The 20,186-nt window shown below is 65.5% G+C and carries 24 protein-coding genes; 11 read left to right on the top strand and 13 right to left on the bottom strand.

Annotated features, from left to right (window positions below; genetic code table 11):
* Positions 1-2 precede the first annotated feature (2 nt).
* The 4 genes from CTR55_RS21335 to CTR55_RS21350 form a co-directional block, all read right to left on the bottom strand.
* Positions 3-1,199 carry a glycosyltransferase family 1 protein gene (locus tag CTR55_RS21335; protein WP_296289113.1) on the bottom strand — a complete coding sequence of 399 codons (1,197 nt, stop codon included), beginning with the start codon at positions 1,197-1,199 and terminating at the stop codon, positions 3-5.
* 66 nt (positions 1,200-1,265) lie between these two features.
* A complete protein-coding gene (locus tag CTR55_RS21340) occupies positions 1,266-1,565 on the bottom strand; it encodes a hypothetical protein (RefSeq protein ID WP_296289114.1) in 300 nt (99 codons plus the stop codon).
* A 98-nt stretch (positions 1,566-1,663) separates the two neighbouring features.
* Entirely contained in the window at positions 1,664-2,404 is a 741-nt protein-coding gene (gene cysZ, locus CTR55_RS21345; RefSeq protein ID WP_296289115.1) for a sulfate transporter CysZ, read from the bottom strand.
* A gap of 99 nt (positions 2,405-2,503) precedes the next feature.
* On the bottom strand, positions 2,504-4,435 hold the full coding sequence (locus CTR55_RS21350) for a diguanylate cyclase (protein ID WP_296289117.1): 1,932 nt from the start codon (positions 4,433-4,435) through the stop codon (positions 2,504-2,506).
* Positions 4,436-4,855: 420 nt separating this feature from the next.
* Here CTR55_RS21350 and trxB point away from each other — a divergent pair, with 420 nt between their 5' ends.
* Positions 4,856-5,800, top strand: a complete 945-nt coding sequence (gene trxB, locus CTR55_RS21355) for a thioredoxin-disulfide reductase (protein WP_296289119.1) — start codon at positions 4,856-4,858, stop codon at positions 5,798-5,800.
* Positions 5,801-6,542: 742 nt separating this feature from the next.
* Positions 6,543-7,007, top strand: coding sequence for a Bro-N domain-containing protein (locus CTR55_RS21360; protein ID WP_296289120.1), 465 nt, complete (start codon positions 6,543-6,545; stop codon positions 7,005-7,007).
* A 160-nt stretch (positions 7,008-7,167) separates the two neighbouring features.
* Here the strand turns inward: CTR55_RS21360 and CTR55_RS21365 are convergent, their stop codons facing one another.
* From CTR55_RS21365 to folM, 5 genes are all read right to left on the bottom strand, one after another.
* Positions 7,168-7,506, bottom strand: coding sequence for a HopJ type III effector protein (locus CTR55_RS21365; protein WP_296289121.1), 339 nt, complete (start codon positions 7,504-7,506; stop codon positions 7,168-7,170).
* A 12-nt stretch (positions 7,507-7,518) separates the two neighbouring features.
* Positions 7,519-7,830, bottom strand: coding sequence for a DUF1244 domain-containing protein (locus CTR55_RS21370; RefSeq protein ID WP_296289123.1), 312 nt, complete (start codon positions 7,828-7,830; stop codon positions 7,519-7,521).
* Positions 7,831-7,956: 126 nt separating this feature from the next.
* Positions 7,957-8,328, bottom strand: a complete 372-nt coding sequence (folX, locus tag CTR55_RS21375; RefSeq protein ID WP_296289125.1) for a dihydroneopterin triphosphate 2'-epimerase — start codon at positions 8,326-8,328, stop codon at positions 7,957-7,959.
* A gap of 1 nt (position 8,329) precedes the next feature.
* Entirely contained in the window at positions 8,330-8,890 is a 561-nt protein-coding gene (gene folE / locus CTR55_RS21380; RefSeq protein ID WP_296289127.1) for a GTP cyclohydrolase I FolE, read from the bottom strand.
* A gap of 32 nt (positions 8,891-8,922) precedes the next feature.
* Positions 8,923-9,648 carry a dihydromonapterin reductase gene (folM, locus tag CTR55_RS21385; protein ID WP_296289128.1) on the bottom strand — a complete coding sequence of 242 codons (726 nt, stop codon included), beginning with the start codon at positions 9,646-9,648 and terminating at the stop codon, positions 8,923-8,925.
* A 145-nt stretch (positions 9,649-9,793) separates the two neighbouring features.
* Here folM and CTR55_RS21390 point away from each other — a divergent pair, with 145 nt between their 5' ends.
* Together CTR55_RS21390 and CTR55_RS21395 are read left to right on the top strand one after the other, a co-directional pair.
* Positions 9,794-10,249 (top strand): flavodoxin, encoded by a 456-nt coding sequence (locus CTR55_RS21390; RefSeq protein ID WP_296289129.1) that lies wholly within the window; start codon positions 9,794-9,796, stop codon positions 10,247-10,249.
* Positions 10,249-10,719: a cupin domain-containing protein gene (locus CTR55_RS21395; RefSeq protein WP_296289131.1), complete on the top strand. Its 471-nt coding sequence runs from the start codon at positions 10,249-10,251 to the stop codon at positions 10,717-10,719. Before CTR55_RS21390 ends, CTR55_RS21395 begins: the two co-directional genes overlap by 1 nt.
* 178 nt (positions 10,720-10,897) lie before the next feature.
* Here the strand turns inward: CTR55_RS21395 and CTR55_RS21400 are convergent, their stop codons facing one another.
* The gene (locus CTR55_RS21400) at positions 10,898-11,785 is read right to left on the bottom strand and encodes a LysR family transcriptional regulator (protein WP_296289133.1); all 888 of its coding nucleotides are present in this window, start codon (positions 11,783-11,785) and stop codon (positions 10,898-10,900) included.
* Between the two features lie 113 nt (positions 11,786-11,898).
* On the opposite strand from CTR55_RS21400, the gene CTR55_RS21405 reads away from it, so the two are divergent.
* Positions 11,899-12,276, top strand: coding sequence for a CidA/LrgA family protein (locus tag CTR55_RS21405; protein ID WP_296289135.1), 378 nt, complete (start codon positions 11,899-11,901; stop codon positions 12,274-12,276).
* A complete protein-coding gene (locus CTR55_RS21410) occupies positions 12,263-12,949 on the top strand; it encodes an LrgB family protein (protein WP_064979867.1) in 687 nt (228 codons plus the stop codon). The genes CTR55_RS21405 and CTR55_RS21410 overlap by 14 nt, the downstream gene beginning before the upstream one ends.
* A 6-nt stretch (positions 12,950-12,955) precedes the next feature.
* Here the strand turns inward: CTR55_RS21410 and CTR55_RS21415 are convergent, their stop codons facing one another.
* Positions 12,956-13,651: a WbqC family protein gene (locus CTR55_RS21415; protein WP_296289138.1), complete on the bottom strand. Its 696-nt coding sequence runs from the start codon at positions 13,649-13,651 to the stop codon at positions 12,956-12,958.
* A 440-nt stretch (positions 13,652-14,091) separates the two neighbouring features.
* Between CTR55_RS21415 and CTR55_RS21420 the strand changes: the two genes are divergently transcribed.
* The 5 genes from CTR55_RS21420 to CTR55_RS21440 all read left to right on the top strand — a co-directional run bounded on the left by CTR55_RS21420 (position 14,092) and on the right by CTR55_RS21440 (position 18,061).
* Positions 14,092-14,874 (top strand): class II aldolase/adducin family protein, encoded by a 783-nt coding sequence (locus tag CTR55_RS21420; RefSeq protein WP_296289139.1) that lies wholly within the window; start codon positions 14,092-14,094, stop codon positions 14,872-14,874.
* Positions 14,874-15,752 (top strand): alpha/beta hydrolase, encoded by an 879-nt coding sequence (locus CTR55_RS21425; protein ID WP_296289141.1) that lies wholly within the window; start codon positions 14,874-14,876, stop codon positions 15,750-15,752. The genes CTR55_RS21420 and CTR55_RS21425 overlap by 1 nt, the downstream gene beginning before the upstream one ends.
* A gap of 99 nt (positions 15,753-15,851) precedes the next feature.
* Positions 15,852-16,145 (top strand): hypothetical protein, encoded by a 294-nt coding sequence (locus tag CTR55_RS21430; protein ID WP_296289142.1) that lies wholly within the window; start codon positions 15,852-15,854, stop codon positions 16,143-16,145.
* A 112-nt stretch (positions 16,146-16,257) separates the two neighbouring features.
* Positions 16,258-17,169, top strand: a complete 912-nt coding sequence (locus CTR55_RS21435; RefSeq protein WP_296289144.1) for an SDR family oxidoreductase — start codon at positions 16,258-16,260, stop codon at positions 17,167-17,169.
* Positions 17,170-17,293: 124 nt separating this feature from the next.
* A complete protein-coding gene (locus tag CTR55_RS21440; RefSeq protein ID WP_296289146.1) occupies positions 17,294-18,061 on the top strand; it encodes a crotonase/enoyl-CoA hydratase family protein in 768 nt (255 codons plus the stop codon).
* Positions 18,062-18,275: 214 nt separating this feature from the next.
* Here CTR55_RS21440 and CTR55_RS21445 read toward each other — a convergent pair whose 3' ends face one another.
* Together CTR55_RS21445 and CTR55_RS21450 are read right to left on the bottom strand one after the other, a co-directional pair.
* Positions 18,276-18,623: a cupin domain-containing protein gene (locus tag CTR55_RS21445; protein WP_296289148.1), complete on the bottom strand. Its 348-nt coding sequence runs from the start codon at positions 18,621-18,623 to the stop codon at positions 18,276-18,278.
* A gap of 73 nt (positions 18,624-18,696) precedes the next feature.
* The gene (locus tag CTR55_RS21450; RefSeq protein ID WP_296289149.1) at positions 18,697-20,118 is read right to left on the bottom strand and encodes an FAD-binding oxidoreductase; all 1,422 of its coding nucleotides are present in this window, start codon (positions 20,116-20,118) and stop codon (positions 18,697-18,699) included.
* Positions 20,119-20,186 lie beyond the last annotated feature (68 nt).

Consider the following 20,186-nt stretch of genomic DNA (forward strand, 5'->3'; position numbering starts at 1 on the left):
TGCTACTTGTGTACTTCAGGCTGGCCGAGGTCGCCGGGGTTCTTCCCCGGCAGGGCCGCGCGGCAGGCTTCCTGCAGGTAGCCTTCGAAGCGCTCGACCACCGTGTCCCACGCCTGATGGATGGCGTGGTGGCGTGCGTTGAGGCGCACCCGGCGCAACCGCTCCGGGTCGCCCAGCAACCAGCTCGCCGCTTCGAAGAAGCTCTGCTCTTCGCCCGGCACGCCGAGCACGCCGTTGTGTCCGTGGCGAATGTGCTGGCCAGCCGCTGCCTGGTCGAAAGCCACCACCGCCAGCCCTGAGGCCAGCGCTTCCAGCACCACGTTGCCGAAGGTTTCCGACAGGCTGGGGAACAGGAACAGGTCGCCGCTGGCGTAATGCCGGGCCAGTTCCTCGCCGCGCTGCAGGCCGCAGAACTGCGCTTCGGGCAGCTCCTTCTGCAGACGCGCGCGCTGCGGGCCATCACCGACTATCACCAGGCGCAACTTGAGCTGTGGGTGCGCCGCGCACAGCGCACGGAAGCTGCTGCCCAGCAGCGACAGGTTCTTCTCCGCCGCCAGTCGACCGACGTGCAGCACCGCGATGTCCCGCTGGCCCAGGCCCCATTCGCGGCGCAACGCTTCGTCGCGTCGGGCCGGGTTGAACAACTGGCTGTCGACGCCGCGCGAGAGCTGCGCCAGGCGCTCGAAGCCGCGCCGTTGCAGCTCCACCGACTGGCTGGCGCTGGGCACCAGGGTCTGCTGGGTGCGGTTGTGGAACCAGCGCAGGTACAGCGTCACCAGGCGCATCAGCGGGCCGAAGCCGTAGTGCGCGCTGTACTGCTGGAAGTTGGTGTGGAAGCCGCTGATCACCGGAATCCGCAGCCGCCGGGCAGCGCGCAGGGCGGCGAGGCCGAGCGGGCCTTCGGTGGCGATGTAGAGCACGTCGGGGCGGGCGCGTTTCCAGTGGCGCAGCAGCTTGTGCAGGCACGACTGGCCCCATTGCAGGCCGGGGTAGCCCGGTAGTGGCCAACCGCGGGTCAGTACCAGCGCACTGTCACTGTGGCTGCCTTCGTCACCCTGCTGGCGCGGCCGCACCACCTGGATCTGGTGCCCCAGACGCAACAGCCCCGCGGACAGACGGCCCAGGGTATTGGCAACGCCGTTGATTTCCGGCGGAAAGGTTTCGCTGATCAGCGCGATGCGCAGGGGAGTCGAGGTCATGCTCGCAGTGTCGCGGCGCGCGGTGGCGCGCCGATGACAGTGCGATGATCGATAGGTGACAGCGGCTCAGTCGCAGCCGAAGGAGGGGAACTTGCCCTGGTCGCGTATACGCTGGTTGATGCGCCAGCAGTTGTCGCGCTCCCGGCGCTCGTCGGAGTCGAGCAGGGGGTTGCCACTGTCGAGCTTTCGCTCGTTCTGCGGGCGCATCAGCGCACTGTCCGGAGTGATGCGGAAGGCCGGCTCGCTCGGTAGTTCCTTTGGCGCAGCCGGCTGCGGCGGTACGGTGCTGCGGAAACGGCCGTCGTAGTCGTCCGCCAGGACGGTACTGAGCGGAAGGGCGAGCAGAAGCGGCAGGAGTGAGCGCATGGGAGTCACCGCGTCAGGGGAAAACACCATTGGAGGTTTTTCCCCGACAGCGGTCAGCACTCTCCGATCAAACAAGAAGTTTCGTACGGCGCAGGTAATTACTTCACCAGCGCCTTGTCACCACCTTCACGTACCCAGAACAGCACCGCGCCCGCCACGGCGGCGGGCATGGCGACCAGGTTGACCACCGGGATCAGCAGCGCGAGATAGGTGATCCCGCCAAAGCCCATGCAGGCCCAGCGCTTGCTGCGCAGCCAGGCGAGCATCTCGTTCCAGCCCAGCTTGTGGTTGTCCGCCGGGTAGTCGATGTACTGCACGGCCATCATCCACACGCCGAAAATCAGCCACAGCGGTGCGGCGATCAGGTTCAGGCCGGGAATCAGGCTGAGGATGAACAGCGCGATGGCGCGCGGCAGGAAGTAGCCGAGCTTGCGCAGTTCGCGGCCGATGGTGCGCGGGACCATGGCCATCAGCTCGCTCCAGCTGAATTCGGGGAAATCGTCGGTGCCGCGCACCACCACTTCGACCTTTTCCGCAAGGAAGCCGTTGAACGGCGCGGCAATGATGTTGGCGAGCATGGTGAAGGTGAAGAACACGATCAGCAGCACCAGCACGACGAACAGCGGCCAGAGGATGAACTGCAGGAAGTCCAGCCAGTCCGGCAGGCTCGGCATCAGCCAGTCTACCCAGTGGCTGAACTGGTTGATGGCGAAGCCGATCAGACCGACGAACAACAGGATGTTGATGCTCAGGGGCAGCAGGACGAACAGCCGCAGGCCGGGGCGCATCATCAGTTTCAGGCCTTCGCTGAGGTATTGCGGGCCGCTCAGGGTGGACATTGGCATCTCCAGGGTTGAACCGTAGGCGACCTTAGCAGACCCGGTGAACGGCCGGCGAGCCGTCTGTTTTGCCGGGTGTGTGAGTTCAACCGGTGTGCCTCAGACGGTCGTAAAGCGATAGCAGCGGTTGCGTTCCTGCTTGGCCTGGTACATGGCGATGTCGGCGGCGCGGGTGAGGGCGTCGGCGTCGCCGGCATCCTGAGGGTAGAAGGCGATACCGATGCTGGGGGTGACGAAGTCGATGACCTGGCCACCCAGGTGATAGTCGGCGCCGAGCACCGCCAGCAGGCGCGTGCCGAGTGCTTCGGCCTGTTCGGGTTCGGCGTTTTCCAGCAGCACGGCGAACTCGTCGCCGCCCAGGCGGAAGGCCTGGTCCGGTTGGCGCAGGCTGCCGCGCATGCGCTCGCCAACGGTACGGAGGAGGGCGTCACCGGTGGCGTGGCCGAAGTGGTCATTGACCTGCTTGAAGCGGTCCAGGTCGATATACAGCAGCGCAACCCGGTTACAGTGCGCGATGGCTCGCGGTAGCTGCTCGTTGAAGGCCTTGCGGTTGCCCAGGCCGGTGAGGGTGTCGCGGTAGGCCAGGTCGATCAGTTGCTTCTGGTAGGCCACCTGGTCGCTGATGTCGCGCAGGATGCCGCGGAAGCCCTGGAACTCGCCCTGGGTATCGTGGATCGCCGAGAGCCGCGTTTCGCAACTGACCAGCCGGCCGTCGCGGCGCTTGAAGGGCGCGGAGAAGGTGGTCTCCTGTTCGTCGTCACGGACCTGCTGAGAGAGGCCCCGGGCGCGGAGCAGGTCTTCGTCCTGCAGCAGGAGGCTGAAGTGCTGGCCGCTCAGCTGTTCGGCGCTGTAGCCGAGCATCCTGCACAGCGCCGGGTTGACCGTGCGGATGATGCCGTTGGGGTCCATCTCGAAGTAGCCGTCGCGGATCGCGTCGAGAATGGCCTGGTCGCGCGCTTCGCTCTGCTCCAGGCGGTCGAGCATGGAGTTCATCTCGCTGGCCAGTTGGCCGAGTTCGTCCGCCCCTTGTTGGCTCAGGCGCGAGGGCGTGTCGTCCTGGCCGATGACCGCGACTTCGCGGTTCATGGTGGTGACACGGCGGATGATGCGGAATTCCAGGGCCACATAGGCGAGCAGGGTGGCGCCGCCGAGCAGGGCCAGGGTCAGGTAGAGGAACAGTCGCACGGACTGCTGCCCCTGCTGATAAAGCGGCCTGGGGCTGGTCAGTTCCAGGCGCAGCTGAGGTTTGCCCCGTGAGTCGAGGTAGAGCAGCGACATCTGCTGGCTGTTCTCGTCCAGCAGGCGCCGTGGGCTGAGTAAGGTGGCACCGCGGCCGGTGGGGATGTTCAGGGTGCGCCAGTCCTTGTCCAGCACCGGGTCCTGCACCAGGCGCAGGCTCGCGCCCATCTGGGTCTGCAGGTTGGACATGCGCGCGCTGTCGAGCAGCACGCCGGCTAGAACCACGCCAGCCGGTTCGGCGGTACCAGAGGTGTTGCTGATGGGATAGCTGAGCAGCAACTGGGGCACGCCTTCGATCTGCAGCAACTGGTCCAGGCTGTGGCGCGGGTCGCCATCGACCTTCAGCGCGCCCAGTTCTATCGCGGTACGCAGGATGCCCTGGCGCAACTGATCGGCGTCCGGCACTTGCTGGCCGGGGAAGCGCTGGGAAAGTTCGTCGAGCTTCCACTGCTGGGCGACGATGTGCCCGCTGCGGTCCACGTAGAGGACATAGTCGAAGCCGAGGATGCCCAGCAGGTCCTGATCGAGGTTGTCTTCGACGAAGCGCGCCTGCGGCAGGCGCATGAACTGGTAGCTGGCGTCCCACCAGGCGTAGCTGTGGACGATATCGAGGTTGCGCTGTTTTTCGTAGGCAACGCGGTTGTGGACGATGCGCACCTCGTCGGCCAGGCGCTGGCGATCCCCGCGGTCGAAGCGGTCAAGCAGGATCAAGTCCGACAGCAGCCAGACCCCGGCGAGGCTCGCAACGAACAGGGGCAGGCACAGCCATAGCAGGCGGGCACGAAGGTTCATGGTGGTACGGGTGACCTTTGGTTTCTTGAGTCTAGCCATCCAGGCAGTGGGCGCCCTCTGCATAGGGGCAGCCTATGGAGGGGATTGATATTGGGCATTTCAGCAGGGCGCGGCGGCGGCGGTAAGCTGCGCGCCATCTGGTATCGAACGAGTTCGAGGGTCAACCCGACACTCCCTGACTTATCTCAAGGAGCCGAGGGCGACTGCGGAAATCCCTGACTTATCTCAAGGGTTTCCCGGCGATCTGCAGGACAATGTGAAACGTGACTCAGGTCACGCCGCATTGCCCACGGTCTCCGGGCCATGTGGTCCGCGCAAGAAACCTTTCAGTGGAGCTGCCGCCCTCCCAACCTTCCCCCTGGTGCTTTGGCAGCTCCCTTTTCTTTTGCCCGACGCTTTTACCAAGCACTGGAGGCTGTCATGTCCGATCGTCACGCGCGCGTCATCATTCTGGGTTCTGGCCCTGCGGGTTACAGCGCCGCGGTCTACGCCGCCCGCGCCAACCTCAAGCCGCTCTTGATCACCGGGATGCAGGCCGGCGGCCAACTGACCACCACCACCGAAGTCGACAACTGGCCGGGTGACCCCCATGGCCTCACCGGCCCTGCGTTGATGCAACGCATGCAGGAACATGCCGAGCGCTTCGAGACCGACATCGTCTTCGACCATATCCATGGCGTGGACCTGGCCGGCAAGCCTTTCGTGCTCAAGGGCGACAGCGGCACCTACAGCGCTGACGCGCTGATCATCGCCACCGGCGCCAGCGCGCGTTACCTGGGCCTGCCTTCCGAAGAGACATTCATGGGCAAGGGCGTGTCCGCCTGCGCCACCTGCGACGGTTTCTTCTACCGCAACCGCGAAGTGGCGGTGGTCGGCGGTGGAAACACCGCCGTGGAAGAGGCCCTGTACCTGGCCAACATCGCCAGCAAGGTGACCCTGGTCCACCGCCGCGACAGCTTCCGCGCCGAGAAGATCCTGCAGGACAAGCTGCGTGCGCGCGTCGCCGAGGGCAAGATCGAGCTGCGGGTGAATGCCCAGGTGGAAGAAGTGCTGGGCGACGACATGGGCGTCACCGGTGTGCGCCTGCGCCACAACGATGGTGAAGCCTCGGAGCTTGCGGTGGACGGCCTGTTCGTCGCCATCGGCCACACGCCCAATACCGCGCTGTTCGAAGGCCAGCTGGCGCTGAAGGACGGCTATCTGGTGGTCAATGGCGGCCGCGAGGGCAATGCCACCGCGACCAACATTCCCGGCGTGTTCGCTGCCGGCGACGTGGCTGACCACGTCTACCGCCAGGCCATCACCTCCGCTGGCGCCGGCTGCATGGCCGCGCTGGATGTGGAGCGTTATCTGGATTCCCTGTAACGGCCCGAAGAGCCGCGTGCAGGAAGGGGCCCCGCTTGCGGGGCCTTTTTCTGTCCGGAGTCTGGTGTTTTCTGCCGGACGCCGGCGGTTCGCGCGCGTGGCGCGCTCCTACAGGTTGTGGCGTGCCCCATCTGGCCTTCGTTCGGGATTTCCGCCTGCGCCGAGGCCATGCAGAGCCACGAATGTAGGGCGGGTGGAGCTTGCGATACCCATGCTGTCGGTGCATCGGAATCGATGGGTATCGCTGCGCTCCACGCCATCCTACGAAGGTGTTTGCCGGGGGTAGTGGCAGGGGGCGGTTCGCGAGCAAGCTCGCTCCTACAGATACTGGGAGTTGCGTCGTTGGGCTTTTGCCTGTGTCAGACGCGCGTTCCTATGAACTGGTACCGCAATCTTGCGTGTGACATTTCCGTATCATCCCGAACGGTCTCGGGAGGGCTAAACAGCGGTTAGGTCCACTCAGTAACGTTGCGTCCGGTGCTGAACACACTGAACTTGGCGGCGCGCCGCTCCCGACAGATTTTGCGGTCTTTGCTGGTCCGTAGCTTTGCTATGGCCGGGTAACGCGCAGTCATACAAGACCTGAAAGGGAAAAGCTGCGGGCCGTTCCAAGTGCGGTGTTCAGGTACCCGACCACCCCTACTGAACAGGGGGTGAAAATGAACAGTTACTTGGAGACTTTCCATGCTTCGAAATATCTCTGCGGCTATCAAGTCAGTCCTCCTCCCCACGGAGGTCCGCCATGGATAACGAAATTCTCATCCCCACCACCTTCATCCGCCACCGCCGCCAGTTGCGCGCCTTCCTGCTCGACGACGAGCCCTGGTTCTGCGTGAGCGACCTGGGGCGGCTGATCAACCGCCCGCTGGACGAGCGCCTGCACAACAGCCTCGATGCCGATCAGCTGCAGAGCTGCTGGATACGCGACAGCTGTGGCGACTACGAACAGTCCCTGCTGGTCAGCGAGTCCGGTGCCTATGCCGCGCTGATCTTCCACTTCCATCCGGAGAATCGCAGCATTCGTCACTGGCTCAATCGTCAGGTGGTGCCGGCGCTGCGCAGCGCAGAGCATCCGGTTTTGCTGCCGAGGGAGCGCCAACTGAGCTGGGCCGATCAGCATCTGGGCGTGCTGGAGTGGCATGGGCGGTTGTGGGTGCCGTTCGATGATTTGCCGGTGATAGGCCGGCTGGATCGGCCGGAAGCCTGAGGCCATCGCAGACGACGGTGCTGACCTGTAGGGCGGATAACCCGTTCCGGGTTATTCGCCCTATGGGTGTCAACGATTCAAAGCCGCAAAATCAGCGTGGAGTCCGGCACACCCAAGAAAAAGCCCCGCATCAGCGGGGCTTTTTCATCGAGCACGAACCTCAGCCGCGACGCGACAGCGGCTGGCGCTCGAAGTTGACGCCGGCCAGACCGGTGCTCTGCAGCGCACGGATATTGGCGTGGTCGGTGCCTTCGGGGTTCTCGCGCACGGCGCGGTAGTGCTCGCCGAACGCCAGCAGCGACTCTTCCTGGCTCAGGCCTTCGAGGATGGCGAACCCCAGGGTCTTGCAGGAACCTTCGTTCTGCCCGGCGGGATTTTCCACGCTGCCGTTGCTGAAGGCGCTGGGGGTATAGCTGTAGTGCTCGGCGATGTAGGCCAGGGTGTCGGTGAACAGGTGCTGTTCGCTGCGCAGGCGCGAGCGGAAATCTGTGAGGGTCATCAAGGCAAACTCTTAGTGTTTCTTCGCGTTATCGAAGGCCGCCTGTTGCTCGGGCGAGGCTTCCGTCTGGTACTTGGCCTTCCATTCGGCGTAAGGCATGCCGTAGATATCTTCGCGGGCCTGTTCCGGGCTGACAGCCAGGCCCATATCGTCCGCCGCCGCCTTGTACCATTTGGACAGGCAATTGCGGCAGAACCCGGCAAGATTCATCAGATCGATGTTCTGCACGTCCTTGCGGGTACGCAGGTGCTGCACCAGGGTGCGGAACGCAGCGGCTTCCAGTGCGGTGCGCTGCTCGTCGGTCAGGTTCATCGGCTCGGTCATGGCAGGTCTCTCAACAAGGGCGCATCAGAGGCGCATGGCGGGGCTGGCGAGATTCTAAGAGGCGGGCGATCTGCCAGCAACGCCCGTTGGCCGACTGGCACGGGCGTGCAGCTGGTTCTGCGAGGTTCAGCGCTCGGCCGCCAGGGCGATCGACACCGATTCGGCGAAGCGCAGGGCGTGGGGCTTGTCCACTTCCACCTCGGCGTAGTGCACGGCCGGGTTGGCCATGACCAGGTCGAGCAGCTCCTGGGTCAGGCGCTCCAGCAGGGCGAAACGGTTCTCCTCGACGTGGGCGATGATTGCCTTGGTGATGGTGCGGTAGTTCAGCGCGTGGTCGATGTCGTTGACCTGCACCGCGTCGGCGGCGGGATAGAGGATGGTGAGGTTGATCAGCACATCCTGCTTGTTGAGGATTTCCTCTTCCTTGATGCCGATGTAGGTGCGCACGCGCAGGTCCTTGACCCGGATTCGCGCCATGCCCGGCTGCAATTGCGTCATTTCACTTGCTCCGTCCGATCAGTTGCAGGAATTCCTGGCGGGTATTGGTGGACGCGCGGAAGGCGCCGAGCATCACCGAGGTGTTCATCACCGAGTTCTGCTTCTCTACCCCGCGCATCATCATGCACATGTGCTGCGCCTCGATCACCACCGCTACGCCGGCGGCGCTGGTGACCTGCTGGACTGCCTCGGCAATCTGCCGGGTCAGGCTTTCCTGGATCTGCAGGCGGCGCGCGAACATGTCGACGATGCGCGCCACCTTCGACAGGCCCAGCACCTTGCCGGTGGGAATGTACGCCACATGGGCCTTGCCGATGAAGGGCAGCAGGTGATGTTCACACAGCGAGTAGAGTTCGATGTCCTTGACGATGACCATTTCGTCATTGTCCGAGGCGAACAGTGCGCCGTTGACGATCTCGTCCAGCGTCTGTCCATAGCCGTGGCAGAGGTACTGCATGGCCTTGGCCGCGCGCTTGGGCGTGTCCAGCAGGCCTTCGCGGGTTGGGTCTTCGCCCAGGCCCAGGAGAATCTCACGGTAGTGCTGAGACAGGTCTTCGATCATGGTGGGAGTTCCTCTGGCCCGCGCGGGGCGGGTCATTTGAGGTGCCGGCCGCCGTTGACGGTGAGGGTAGTGCCGGTCACGTAGGGGCTGTCGAGCAGGTAGCGCACGCTCTGGTAGATCACGTCCGGGCCCGGCTCGATGCCCATGGCGGATTTCGCCAGGGTGCGGGCGCGGTAGGCGTCGTCGTCGCCTTCGTTGAACAGGATCAGTGCCGGCGCGATGCCGTTGACCTTGATGCGCGGGGCGAGGCTGGCGGCGAAGGACAGGGTGAGGTTGTCCAGGCCGGCCTTGCTGGCGCAGTAGGCGATGCGGTTGGCGCTGCCCTTGCGGGCGACGTCGTCGGAGAGGTGAATGATGTCCGCCGGGGCGCCGCGTTCGACGGCGTCGCGCTCGAGCAGCGGCGCGCAGCGCAGGTTGATCAGGTAGGGCGCGAGCATGTGCAGGCGGAACAGCGATTCGAAGGCCTGGGCTTCTTCGCCGGGCTTGTCGCCGATCCACGCCGAAGCGTTGTGGATGATCGCGCGCAGGCGCTTGGTGTGGGAATTCAGCTCATCGATGAAGGCGAGGATGCCGGCCTCATCGGCCAGTTCGGCGTGCAGGCAGATGGCACCCAGTTCGCGCAGTTCGGCGATGCCGGGTTTTTCCTGGCGGTAGGTGACGATGACCGGCTGGCCTTCGAGCAGCAGGCGTTTCGCGCAGTGCAGGCCGATGCGCTGGCTGGCGCCGGTGATCAGGATGGGGGCTGGGGTCTGGCCCATGCGCGCCTCGCGAAAATCCACTGGGGAAGCGCCGCGGCGGACAATGTCCTAGCGGCCGGGTAGGGCAAAACTATACCAGCCCCGGCGCGGTGCGGCACGGATGGGGCATAATGGGCGGCCTTGTCTTGCCTTCGTGGGAGTGAACATGAAAGTCGCCATTCTGTCCGGTTCGGTCTACGGCACCGCCGAAGAAGTCGCGCGTCACGCCAAGCGCCTGCTCGAAGCCGCCGGCTTCGAAGCCTGGTACGACCCGCGTGCCACCCTGGACGCCATGGTCGAGTTCGCTCCCGAAGCCTTCCTGGTGGTGACCGCCACCACCGGTATGGGCGAGCTGCCGGACAGCTTCCAGCCGATCTTCCACGCCATCCGCGACCGCCTGCCCGCCGAGTGGCGCGGCCGCCCTGGCGGCGTACTGGCGCTGGGCGACTCCAGCTACGGCGATACCTACTGTGGCGGCGGCGAGCAGGTGCGCGAGCTGTTCGTCGAACTGGGCGTGCAGGAAGTGGTGCCGATGCTGCGCCTGGACGGCAGCGAGACGGTGGACCAGGAGACTGACTCCGAGCCCTGGCTGGCCGAGTTCATTGCCGCGCTGAAGGCCTGATGCATCCCCGCGCCCGCTACTTGATCGACACGCTGCAACTCGCCCCGCACCCCGAGGGTGGCTTCTATCGCCGGGTGTTCGAGTCGAGCCGGGTGGGCGCCGATGGCCGGTCGCAATCATCGGCCATCCTCTTTCTGCTGCCGGCGGGCATCGTCAGTCGCTGGCATTGTGTGGATGCCGATGAACTCTGGCACTTCCATGAAGGCAGCTCGCTGGAGCTGCTGATCGCCGAGCGGCCGGACGCTGTCGTGCGCCGCGAAATCCTTGGTGCGGTGGGCGAAGGCAGCCTGCCGCAACGGGCCGTACCCACCCACGCCTGGCAGGCCGCGCGTTGCCTGGGGGATTACGTGCTGGTGGGTTGCAGCGTGTCGCCGGCCTTCGAGTTCGCCGGTTTCAAGCTGCTGGCGGATGACAGTCAGGCGCAGCGGGATTGGCAGCGACTGGTCGCGGAGTTTCCTGAACTGCTCTGAAGCACATCGCACATGTGGCTTTCCGCAAACCGTAGGGCGGATAACCCGGAACGGGTTATCCGCCGGTTGCCTCGCGGCGGATAACGCTGGCGCGTTATGCGCCCTACTGGAGCACGCCGGATTAGCATCGAAGCGGCGCGTGGTTTTTCGTAGGAGCGAGCTTGCTCGCGAACTTGCCTCATTCGGGATGCAACGGCATCTCGACCATCAACGCCAGCCACGCTTTCGCCGCATTCGACAGGTAGGCATCGCGCCGCCAGATGAAGCTGATGTCCCAGCGCAGGTCCGGCTGGCTCAGCAGCACCCGGACCAACCCCGGTCGCTCCAGCGCCAGCGCCACCACGCGCGGCAATAGCACTGCACCCTGTCCGGCAGCGACCAGCGCGCCGAGGAAGTCCGCCTGGCCGCTGCGGCCGCCTTCCTTCGGCTCGAAGCCGGCCTCGCGGCAGGCGCGCTGCAGGCGGTCGTTGAGGGTGAAGCTCTGCTGGTAGAGCAGGAAAGGGGTGTCGGACAGCTCCGTCAGCTCCAGGCTTTCGCGCCCGGCCAGCGGGTGCGCAGCGGGCAGCAGCACATCCAGCGGTTCGTTGCAGAAGGGTTGCCAGTCGAAGCCGGGGGCATCCGGGGTGAGGCCGCCGCCCAGCTCCAGTTCGCCGCTGTAGACCATCTCTTCCATGGTCTTGCTGCCGCCTTCGATCAGGTGCACGTCGATGTTCGGGTAGCGCCGTCGGTACTCCGCGAAGCGCCCGGCGAACAGCGCGTCGGCACCCAGCAGCGGCAGGCCCAGGCGCAATTCGCCGCGGTGCAGCTGGGTGAGGTCGTCCAGCTCGGTGTGCAGCTCGCGGCGCAGGCGCAGCATGTCTTCGGCGCGGCGCAGCACCACTTCGCCGGCGGCGGTCAGGCGGATGTGCGGGCCGCTGCGCTCCAGCAGTTGCACGCGCAGGCTCTGCTCCAGCTGCGCGACCTGCTTGCTCACCGCCGACTGGCTGGCGTTCAGGTGTACCGCCGCCTGGGTGAAACTACCGTGGCGCACGACTTCGGCGAAGGTGCGCAGTTGTTTGAATTCCATTCTGGAATGGCTCCGATTCGATCTATTCGCTTTGGGGATGATAGGCGCGGGCGTAGGCTTTGCGCCATTCCCCACCGATTTCTTCACCCGCCCAACGCATCGAGATCGCCGCCATGTTTCGCCGCGCCGCCCGCCTGATTTTCGAACTCGCTTTTCTCGCCGCCTTCTGGTGGGTCGGCGGCTGGATCGCCACGCTCACTGGCCTGCCGTTGCCGGGCGGGGTGATCGGGCTGGCGCTGCTGCTGGCGCTGTTCGCCTGCGGAGTGATCCGCCCGACCCTGCTGCAGGGCGGCGCCGGCCTGCTGCTTGCGGAGATGCTGCTGTTCTTCATCCCCGCCCTGATGAGCCTGCTGGACTATGGCCCGCTGCTGCGCAGCGAGGGCTGGAAGATTCTGCTGGTGATCACGGCCAGCACCGTGATGGTGATGCTATCCACCGCCCTGGCAGTGGAATGGATGTGCCGCTGGAGATCGCGCCATGAGCCTCGATAAGCAAGCCCTGTTCTGGTTGGCCGTCACCCTTGGCGGGTATTTGCTCAGCCGTACCCTCTACCGCCGCTTCCAGCAGTATTGGCTGTCGCCCATCGTGTTCGTGCCGGTGCTGCTGTTCGCCCTGGCGATTCCCATGCAGGCCCGCTACGCCGACTATGCCCGTGATACCAGCTGGCTGGTGGCGCTGCTCGGCCCGGCCACCGTGGCCTTCGCCATTCCGATCTGGCAGCAGCGCGCCTTGCTGGCCCGCCACTGGCCGGCATTGCTGACCGGCATGCTGGCGGGTTCGACCATGGCCATCGGCAGTTCCTGGGCGCTGGCCCATGCGCTGGCGCTGGACGGCCAGGTGACCCTGTCGCTGATCCCGCGTTCGATCACCACGCCGTTCGCCATGGAAATGTCCCACGACCTGGGCGGCGTGCCGGCGCTGACGGCGGCCTTCGTGATGATCACCGGGGTGTTCGGCGCGCTGATCGGCGGCGTACTGATGAAGATGCTGCACCTGCGCTCTGCCCTGGCCCGTGGCGCGCTGCTGGGCGTTGGTGCCCACGGTGCGGGCACTAGTCGGGCCTACGAGTTCGGCGGTGAGGAGGGTTCGGCGGCTGGCCTGCTGATGGTCCTGACCGGGCTGTTCAATCTGCTGATGGCGCCGGTTCTGGCGTGGTGCCTGTAGGGGCGATCAGCTCAGGTCATACGCATCGAGCATGCGCGAGGTGTCGGCGGGGGAGTTGAACATCATCACGTCGATGATCGACAAACCCGCCTCGAAGCTCGGGCGCTTCTGTTCGTAGGGCACGAGCTTTGGCTCCTGGAAGCGCAGCGTCAGCCCGGCCGCCTCGTACTTGCCCCGATCGAAGAAGCTCTGCCCGCCCGGCGGGTTCCAATACTCCTCCACGCCGCCCAGTGCCTTGCAGATATTCAGTGCCCATTCGTCCGGCGCGGTCGGCCGCTCCATCGGCAGCTCCATGTGCGAAAGCACCGGCATCGTTCTTGGGAAGCCCAGGTAGGCGCAGGTGGCCTCCAGGGTGGTCTTGTTCAGCGAGACGATGTCCTCGAACGGATGGTCCAGCGAAGCGGCGATCATCTCCCGCACGTCGCGGTAATAGGGCGCAACCTTGCGGTACACGTCGAGCTGCGAGAACAGGCTGCGCCGCCAGTCCTGGCGGTTGTCCAGGCGCACGTCCTTGATCAGCGTCTCGCGGTGATGCTTGATCCGCGGCACGCGGATGTACAGCCAGCCGTCCTGCTGCTTGAGGATGCGGTTGCGTTCGATCCAGCCGTGGTGGATGTACTGCACGGTGTCGAACAGGACGAACAGGTCGGTGTGCTTGATCAGGCTGAAGTAGCCCAGATACGGAAAGAAGTAGGGCTGCATTATGGCGGTTCGTTTCACGTCGGCTGCCTCGTAGGCCGAACTGGAGTCTCCTCCCGACTCCCAGGTACTGCTCAATAGTATTACGAAAGATATTGCGAAATGTTTCCAGGTGGCTCGGAGACGCCGGGAAGGGCGCCGGGGCAGGGAAGTAAATCGGGCACGCTTCCGCCAGTCCTGACCTGCCGGTGGGGGTTCGGAGGGTCTGGATGGCGCTTTTAGAGGGATTTGCTGCGGCAGCGGCGGCAAGCGGTGCGGCTGTAGGCAACTGAGCCCACTATAGGTAAGGAAAAGCGCCGCGCAAGGCGAATGGTCGGCCCGCGCTTATGGCGGAACATTCGCCAGACGCTGACAGAGGCAACTGTCAGTTCCGTGACAGTCGCTGCGTCGCCACGCTGACTAGACTGCGCCATCGAACAACAACAACGAAGAGGCTACCGACCATGCACGCCGCTCACCCGATGCCCACCGTGAACGTCAAGGACCAGGTTTCCGCCGCCGAATGGCAGACCCGCGTCGACCTCGCCGCCTGCTACCGGCTGATTGCCCTGCAAGGCTGGGACGACCTGATCTTCACCCACATCTCGGCCAAGGTCCCCGGCACCGAGGACTTCCTGATCAACCCCTTCGGCATGATGTTCCACGAGATCACCGCGTCGAGCCTGGTGAAGGTGGACCTGTCGGGCAAGAAACTGATGGACAGCCCCTACGACATCAACCCGGCGGGCTACACCATCCACAGCGCCATCCACGAGGTGCGCCACGACGTCGAGTGCGTGCTGCACACCCACACCGCAGCCGGCATAGCCGTGTCCGCGCAGAAACAGGGCCTGCTGCCGATTTCCCAGCAGTCGCTGTTCGTCCTCTCCAGCCTCGCGTACCACGGCTACGAGGGCGTAGCGTTGAACCATGACGAGAAGGCGCGCCTGCAGGCGGACCTGGGCGAGGCCAACTTCATGATCCTGCCCAACCACGGCCTGCTGACCTGCTCGGGAAGCATCGCCGACACCTTCCTGATGATGTTCACCCTGCAGCGCGCCTGCGAGATTCAGGTGCTGGCCCAGGGCGGCGGCGCCGAGCTGATCTTGATTCCGCAGCAGATCCTCGATGGCGCCCGCGCCATGGCCGCAGCCGTGACCAAGAGCAAGCAGGGTATGGGCGGCGCGCTGGCGTGGCCGGCGCTGCTGCGCAAGCTGGACCTGCAGAACCCCGGCTACCGCGGTTGATGGCGCTGGCCGGCATCGCCCTGCGCGACTGGCGCGCGCAGGGCAGCGACTTCACTTTCCGAGGGCATGCCATTCGCTACTGGAGCGCCGGCAGCGGCGCTCCGCTGCTGCTGGTTCACGGATTCCCCACCGCCTCCTGGGACTGGCACTACCTCTGGCAGCCGCTGGCCGAGCGCTACCGGCTGATCGCCTGCGACATGCTTGGCTTCGGCGACTCCGCCAAACCCAAGGGCCATGACTATCGCATCCTCGAACAGGCCGACCTGCAACAGGCGCTGCTGGAGCACCTGGGCGTGCGCGAGCCAGTTCACCTGCTGGTGCACGACTATGGCAACAGCGTCGGTCAGGAGCTGCTGGCACGGCACGAGGAGGGCGGTTTCGACCTGGCGTCGCTGGTCTTTCTCAATGGCGGGCTGTTCCCCGAGACCCACCGCGCGGTGCTCTCGCAGAAGCTCCTGCTGGGCCCGTTCGGGGCGTTGTTCGGCCGGCTGTTCGATCGCAAGCGCCTGGCGCAGAACTTCGCCAAGGTGTTCGGCCCCGATACCCAGCCATCCGCCGCGGAGCTGGACACCTTCTGGGAGTTGATCTGCCACAACGACGGGCCGCGCGTCATGCACCGGCTGATCCATTACATCCTCGACCGTCGCCAGCACCGCGAGCGCTGGGTCGGCGCGATGCAGCGCACGGCGGTGCCGCTGCGGCTGATCGACGGGCCGGAAGACCCGATTTCCGGCGCGCACATGGTGGTTCGTTATCGGGAGCTGATCCCGCAGCCGGACACCGTCGAGCTACCTGGCATCGGCCATTACCCGCAAGTCGAGGCACCGGAACCGGTGCTACAGCACTATCTGGCGTTCCGTCAGGAACGGGTTCCATAGGTACGGAGCGATCCTTCTGTAGATTCGGAACTGACTGATAGATCGTCCCTGAGCGGCAGCGGTAGCTTCCCCGGCTTTGTCCAGCCGGAGGCCGCTGCCATGCCACTCAGATCCATCATCCCCGTTCGCCAGCCGCAAGGTTCGCTGCTGTACCGGGGCCTGCTGCACCTGCGCCGGGATTTCATCTTCGTGGCGGTGCCGCTGCTGCTGGTGCTGGTCGGCATCTGCGCCGCGGGTGGCTATTACGCCTGGCTGACCCACGACTGGGTGCCCGCCGCCCTGGGCGCGCTGGCACTGCTGCCGGCTCTGGGCCTGCTGCTGTTCTGGAGCGAGTACGACTGGTGGCTGTTCAAGCTCGGCCCGCGCTCGGAGCTGAACCTGCCGATGCGCTGACGGATCATCCCCCGGCCTTATCGGGCACCATTCAGCCACGGTCGTCTTGGTTGTGACCGGATCGTGACTGCCGGACACTCCGGGAAAAACCATCCTGCCTGGAGCCCCAATCATGAGTGATGCCCTGCGTTTCGACGGAAAAGTCGTGATCGTTACCGGAGCCGGTGGCGGTATCGGCCGCGCCCACGCCCTGCTGTTTGCCAAGCACGGCGCCAAGGTGGTGGTGAACGACCTGGGCGGCAGCACCCATGGCGAAGGCGCCAACGCCTCGGCTGCCGACCGTGTGGTCGCGGAGATCCGCGAAGCCGGCGGCACTGCCATCGCCAACCACGACTCGGTCACCGACGGCGAGAAAATCGTCCGCCAGGCCGTGGAAGAATTCGGCCGCATCGACGTGGTGGTGAACAACGCCGGCATCCTGCGCGACAAGACCTTCCACAAGATGGAAGACTCCGACTGGGACCTGGTCTACAAGGTCCACGTCGAAGGCGCCTACAAGGTGACCCGCGCCGCCTGGCCGTTCATGCGCGAGCAGGGCTACGGCCGGGTGATCTTCACCTCGTCCACCTCCGGCATCTACGGCAACTTCGGCCAGAGCAACTACGGCATGGCCAAGCTGGGCCTCTACGGCCTGACCCGCAACCTGGCCATCGAGGGCCGCAAGAACAACATCTTCGTCAACGCCATCGCCCCCACCGGCGGCACCCGCATGACCGAAGGCCTGATCCCGCCACAGGTGTTCGAGGCGCTCAAGCCCGAGCTGGTCAGCCCGCTGGTGGTGTACCTGGGTAGCGAAGCCTGCCAGGAAACCTCCGGCCTGTTCGAAGTGGGCGGCGGCTGGATCGGCAAGGTGCGCTGGGAGCGCAGCCTGGGCGTGGGCTTCGACCCGCACAAGGGCTTCGACGTCGAGGATGTGGCGGCCAATTTCGCGCAGATCTGCGACTTCGAGAACGCTGCGCACCCCAAGGACAACGTCGAAGCGCTGCGCGAGATGATGGCTAACCTGCAGAAATACGCCGGTTGATCCGGCCAGCCTGACCGGCGGAACGGCCAGCGGGGCTGTTCCACGGCGGCGAACGCAGTAAGGTGAAAGGGCCGGCTTGAAGCCGGCCCTTTGCTTTTCTGCTTCGGTGTCTGAGGAGTTCGCCATGAGCGTGATAATCCAGAAGAACGGCCCGGTGACCACCCTGGTCATCGCCCGCCCTGCGGTGCGTAACGCCGTGGACCTGCCCACCGCCCAGGCGCTGGCCGACGCCCTGCGTGACTTCGAGCAGGACGAGGAGGCCCGCGTCGCGGTGCTCACCGGTGCTGGCGGGACCTTCTGCGCGGGCGCTGATCTGGCGGCGGTGGCCGAAGATGGCGAGCGCCGCAATCGCCTGGAAATGGAAGGCGACGCGCCCATGGGGCCGAGCCGCATGCAGCTGTCCAAACCACTGATCGCCGCCATCGAGGGCTATGCCGTGGCTGGCGGCCTGGAGTTGGCGCTGCTGGCGGATCTGCGGGTGATGGCCGAGGACGCAGTGTGCGGGGTGTTCTGCCGACGCTTCGGCGTGCCGCTGATCGATGGTGGCACCGTGCGTTTGCCGCGCATCGTCGGCCAGGGCCGGGCGCTGGACCTGATCCTCACCGGCCGCCCGGTGGGGGCACAGGAAGCTTTCGCCATGGGCCTGGCCAACCGCGTGGTGCCCAGTGGGCAGGCGCTGGAGTCAGCCGAGGAGCTGGCGCGGGAGATCGCCGAGTTCCCGCAGCGTTGCATGCTGGCCGACCGTGACAGTGTGTTCGCGCAGTGGAACCTGTCGTTCGACGTGGCGCTGGCCAACGAATTCCAGGGCGGGATGACGGTGATCGAAAGCGGCGAGACGGTGGAGGGGGCGAAGCGCTTTGCCGGTGGGGACGGGCGGCACGGGGAGTTCTGATTCGGTGTGTAGGAGCGAGCTTGCTCGCGAACCCGCCCAGCATCGATGTCGCCGGTGAATCCGGTTCGCGAGCAAGCTCGCTCCTACAGGTTAGACACCGCCGATCCACCTGTACGGACTGCTCTCCCTCTCCCTTCGGAGCGGGGCGCGCAGCCAGGGCCAGGGAGAGGGAAAAGCCCGAGCACCGGGCTAACCCATCACACCTACAGACAGATCAATCGCGCTCGATGATCACGTAGGTCTTGCGCACGGTTTCCTGGATGTCCCAGATGCCCAGGCTGTTCTGCGGCAGCAGGAAGGCGTCGCCGGCCTGGAAGGCGATCGTCTCGCCGCCGTCCGGGGTGAAGGTGCCGCGGCCGGAGATGAAGTGGCAGAACTCCTGCTCGACGATCTGGCGGCGCCAGCGGCCCGGGGTGCATTCCCAGATGCCGGTTTCCACGCGGTCGGTGCGCTCGATGGATTCCACGCGGGTCTCGGAGATCGGCTCGCCCAGGGGCACGGCCACCGGGTTGGCTTCACCGAGTTCAGCGTGCAGGGTGTTCTTCAGGTGGGTCAGTTTCATACGGGGACTCCAGTGGGCTTTCTATTCGGGGCTGACTGTTCGGGAGCTGGCTGTTCGCAAGCCGGTCGGCGGCTTAGCCGACCTTCCAGGTCATCAGGTTTTCCATGCTGGCGGCGACTTTCTCGGCCAGCCGGCGACGCCAGGGCGCGCTATGGGGGTTGGCCAGCACATCGTCCTCGTGCACGAAGCTGCGGATGATGGCGTTGTAGCCGAGCCAGCGGCAGGGCTCGGGTTCCCAGCCGCGCAGGCCGTCCTGCACGCTGCGGTCGTTGATGACCCAGGGCTGGCGGGTGAGCGGCGTGTCCTGGCCGAGAATCAGGTCGGCCAGGGTGCGGCCGCCCAGGTTGGTGGCGCCGACGCCTTCGCCGCCGTAGCCGCCAGCGAGGGCGATGCCATTGCGACGGTCGATCAGCATGTGCGGGTGGAAACGCCGCGACATGCCGAGGTTGCCGCCCCAGGTGTGGGTGATGCGCACGTCTTTCAATTGCGGGAACAGTTCGCCGAACAGGTAGCGGCGCAGGCCGACTTCATCTTCGGTCAGGCTGAAATCGTTGCGCAGCTTGCCGCCGAAGCGATAGCCGCCACGGGCGCCGAAGGCCAGGCGGTTGTCCGGGGTGCGCTGGCCGTAGGTGACCTGGCGGCTGAATTCGCTGAAGGCCTGGCCCTTGTCCAGGCCGATTTCCGCCCACACCGACTCCGGCAGCGGCTCGGTGGCCACCAGCAGGCTCTGTACCGGTAACTGGTAGTTGCCCAGCGGCGGCAGGTCGGCGGCGTAGCCTTCGATGGCCGGCACCACCCAGTTAGCCTTCAGCTCGCCCTGGTCGGTGCACAGCAGGCCGGGCGCCCAGTGGGTGACGCGGCTCTTTTCGAAAATCGGCGTGCCCTGGCGCTCCACGGCGCGGGCCAGGCCACGCACCAGCTTGGCCGGGTCGATGGTGGCGCAGTGTGGGGTGTGGATGGCGCCCAGCGCGCTGGGAATGCGCAGTTGTTCGGCCAGCTCGCTCTTGCTCAGCCAGCGGTAGTCGTCTTCGGTCAGGCCTTCGGCGTGCAGGTGGGCGAGGTACTCGCGCAGGCGGGTTTCCTGCTCCGGGTAGCGCGCGGCGGTGTAGAGCACGCCGGCCTTGCGGTAGTCGCAATCGATGCCTTCGCGGTCGAGCACGCGGGCCACTTCGTCGGGGATGTCGTGCAGCAGGTCATAGGAGGCGCGGCGTTGCTCGGGCGACAGGCCGGCGAGCAGGCGGTCTTCGCCGAGCATATTGCCCATCAGCCAGCCGCCATTGCGGCCCGAGGCGCCGAAGCCGGCAGTCTCGGCCTCGACGATGGCGATCTTCAGCTGCGGTGCGCGCAGCTTCAGGTAATAGGCGGTCCACAGGCCGGTGTAACCGGCGCCGGCGATGGCCACATCGACGTCCAGGGTGCCCTGCAGGGACGGCCGCGGGACGAGATCATCGTCCAGCTGGTTCATCCACAGACTGATATGACGCCATGCCGACATAGACGACTCCAAAAGGAAGAAGGGGGAATGTCGGCAAGCCTAGATTTGGCGCGGGTTTCTGTCGTGCG

It is taken from the genome of Pseudomonas sp. (assembly GCF_002796985.1).
GTDB lineage: Bacteria > Pseudomonadota > Gammaproteobacteria > Pseudomonadales > Pseudomonadaceae > Pseudomonas.

Bases quoted from the DNA above. Each gene is read 5' to 3' on its own strand.
- cysZ (WP_296289115.1), bottom strand. From the start codon at position 2,404: ATGTCCACCCTGAGCGGCCCGCAATACCTCAGCGAAGGCCTGAAACTG.
- CTR55_RS21440 (WP_296289146.1), top strand. From the start codon at position 17,294: ATGAGCGTGATAATCCAGAAGAACGGCCCGGTGACCACCCTGGTCATC.
- CTR55_RS21445 (WP_296289148.1), bottom strand. From the start codon at position 18,623: ATGAAACTGACCCACCTGAAGAACACCCTGCACGCTGAACTCGGTGAA.
- CTR55_RS21350 (WP_296289117.1), bottom strand. From the start codon at position 4,435: ATGAACCTTCGTGCCCGCCTGCTATGGCTGTGCCTGCCCCTGTTCGTT.
- CTR55_RS21370 (WP_296289123.1), bottom strand. From the start codon at position 7,830: ATGACCGAGCCGATGAACCTGACCGACGAGCAGCGCACCGCACTGGAA.
- folM (WP_296289128.1), bottom strand. From the start codon at position 9,648: ATGGGCCAGACCCCAGCCCCCATCCTGATCACCGGCGCCAGCCAGCGC.
- CTR55_RS21415 (WP_296289138.1), bottom strand. From the start codon at position 13,651: ATGCAGCCCTACTTCTTTCCGTATCTGGGCTACTTCAGCCTGATCAAG.
- trxB (WP_296289119.1), top strand. From the start codon at position 4,856: ATGTCCGATCGTCACGCGCGCGTCATCATTCTGGGTTCTGGCCCTGCG.
- CTR55_RS21340 (WP_296289114.1), bottom strand. From the start codon at position 1,565: ATGCGCTCACTCCTGCCGCTTCTGCTCGCCCTTCCGCTCAGTACCGTC.
- CTR55_RS21435 (WP_296289144.1), top strand. From the start codon at position 16,258: ATGAGTGATGCCCTGCGTTTCGACGGAAAAGTCGTGATCGTTACCGGA.
- folX (WP_296289125.1), bottom strand. From the start codon at position 8,328: ATGACGCAATTGCAGCCGGGCATGGCGCGAATCCGGGTCAAGGACCTG.
- CTR55_RS21360 (WP_296289120.1), top strand. From the start codon at position 6,543: ATGGATAACGAAATTCTCATCCCCACCACCTTCATCCGCCACCGCCGC.
- CTR55_RS21405 (WP_296289135.1), top strand. From the start codon at position 11,899: ATGTTTCGCCGCGCCGCCCGCCTGATTTTCGAACTCGCTTTTCTCGCC.
- CTR55_RS21390 (WP_296289129.1), top strand. From the start codon at position 9,794: ATGAAAGTCGCCATTCTGTCCGGTTCGGTCTACGGCACCGCCGAAGAA.
- CTR55_RS21425 (WP_296289141.1), top strand. From the start codon at position 14,874: ATGGCGCTGGCCGGCATCGCCCTGCGCGACTGGCGCGCGCAGGGCAGC.
- CTR55_RS21430 (WP_296289142.1), top strand. From the start codon at position 15,852: ATGCCACTCAGATCCATCATCCCCGTTCGCCAGCCGCAAGGTTCGCTG.
- CTR55_RS21400 (WP_296289133.1), bottom strand. From the start codon at position 11,785: ATGGAATTCAAACAACTGCGCACCTTCGCCGAAGTCGTGCGCCACGGT.
- folE (WP_296289127.1), bottom strand. From the start codon at position 8,890: ATGATCGAAGACCTGTCTCAGCACTACCGTGAGATTCTCCTGGGCCTG.
- CTR55_RS21365 (WP_296289121.1), bottom strand. From the start codon at position 7,506: ATGACCCTCACAGATTTCCGCTCGCGCCTGCGCAGCGAACAGCACCTG.
- CTR55_RS21450 (WP_296289149.1), bottom strand. From the start codon at position 20,118: ATGTCGGCATGGCGTCATATCAGTCTGTGGATGAACCAGCTGGACGAT.
- CTR55_RS21410 (WP_064979867.1), top strand. From the start codon at position 12,263: ATGAGCCTCGATAAGCAAGCCCTGTTCTGGTTGGCCGTCACCCTTGGC.
- CTR55_RS21335 (WP_296289113.1), bottom strand. From the start codon at position 1,199: ATGACCTCGACTCCCCTGCGCATCGCGCTGATCAGCGAAACCTTTCCG.
- CTR55_RS21420 (WP_296289139.1), top strand. From the start codon at position 14,092: ATGCACGCCGCTCACCCGATGCCCACCGTGAACGTCAAGGACCAGGTT.
- CTR55_RS21395 (WP_296289131.1), top strand. From the start codon at position 10,249: ATGCATCCCCGCGCCCGCTACTTGATCGACACGCTGCAACTCGCCCCG.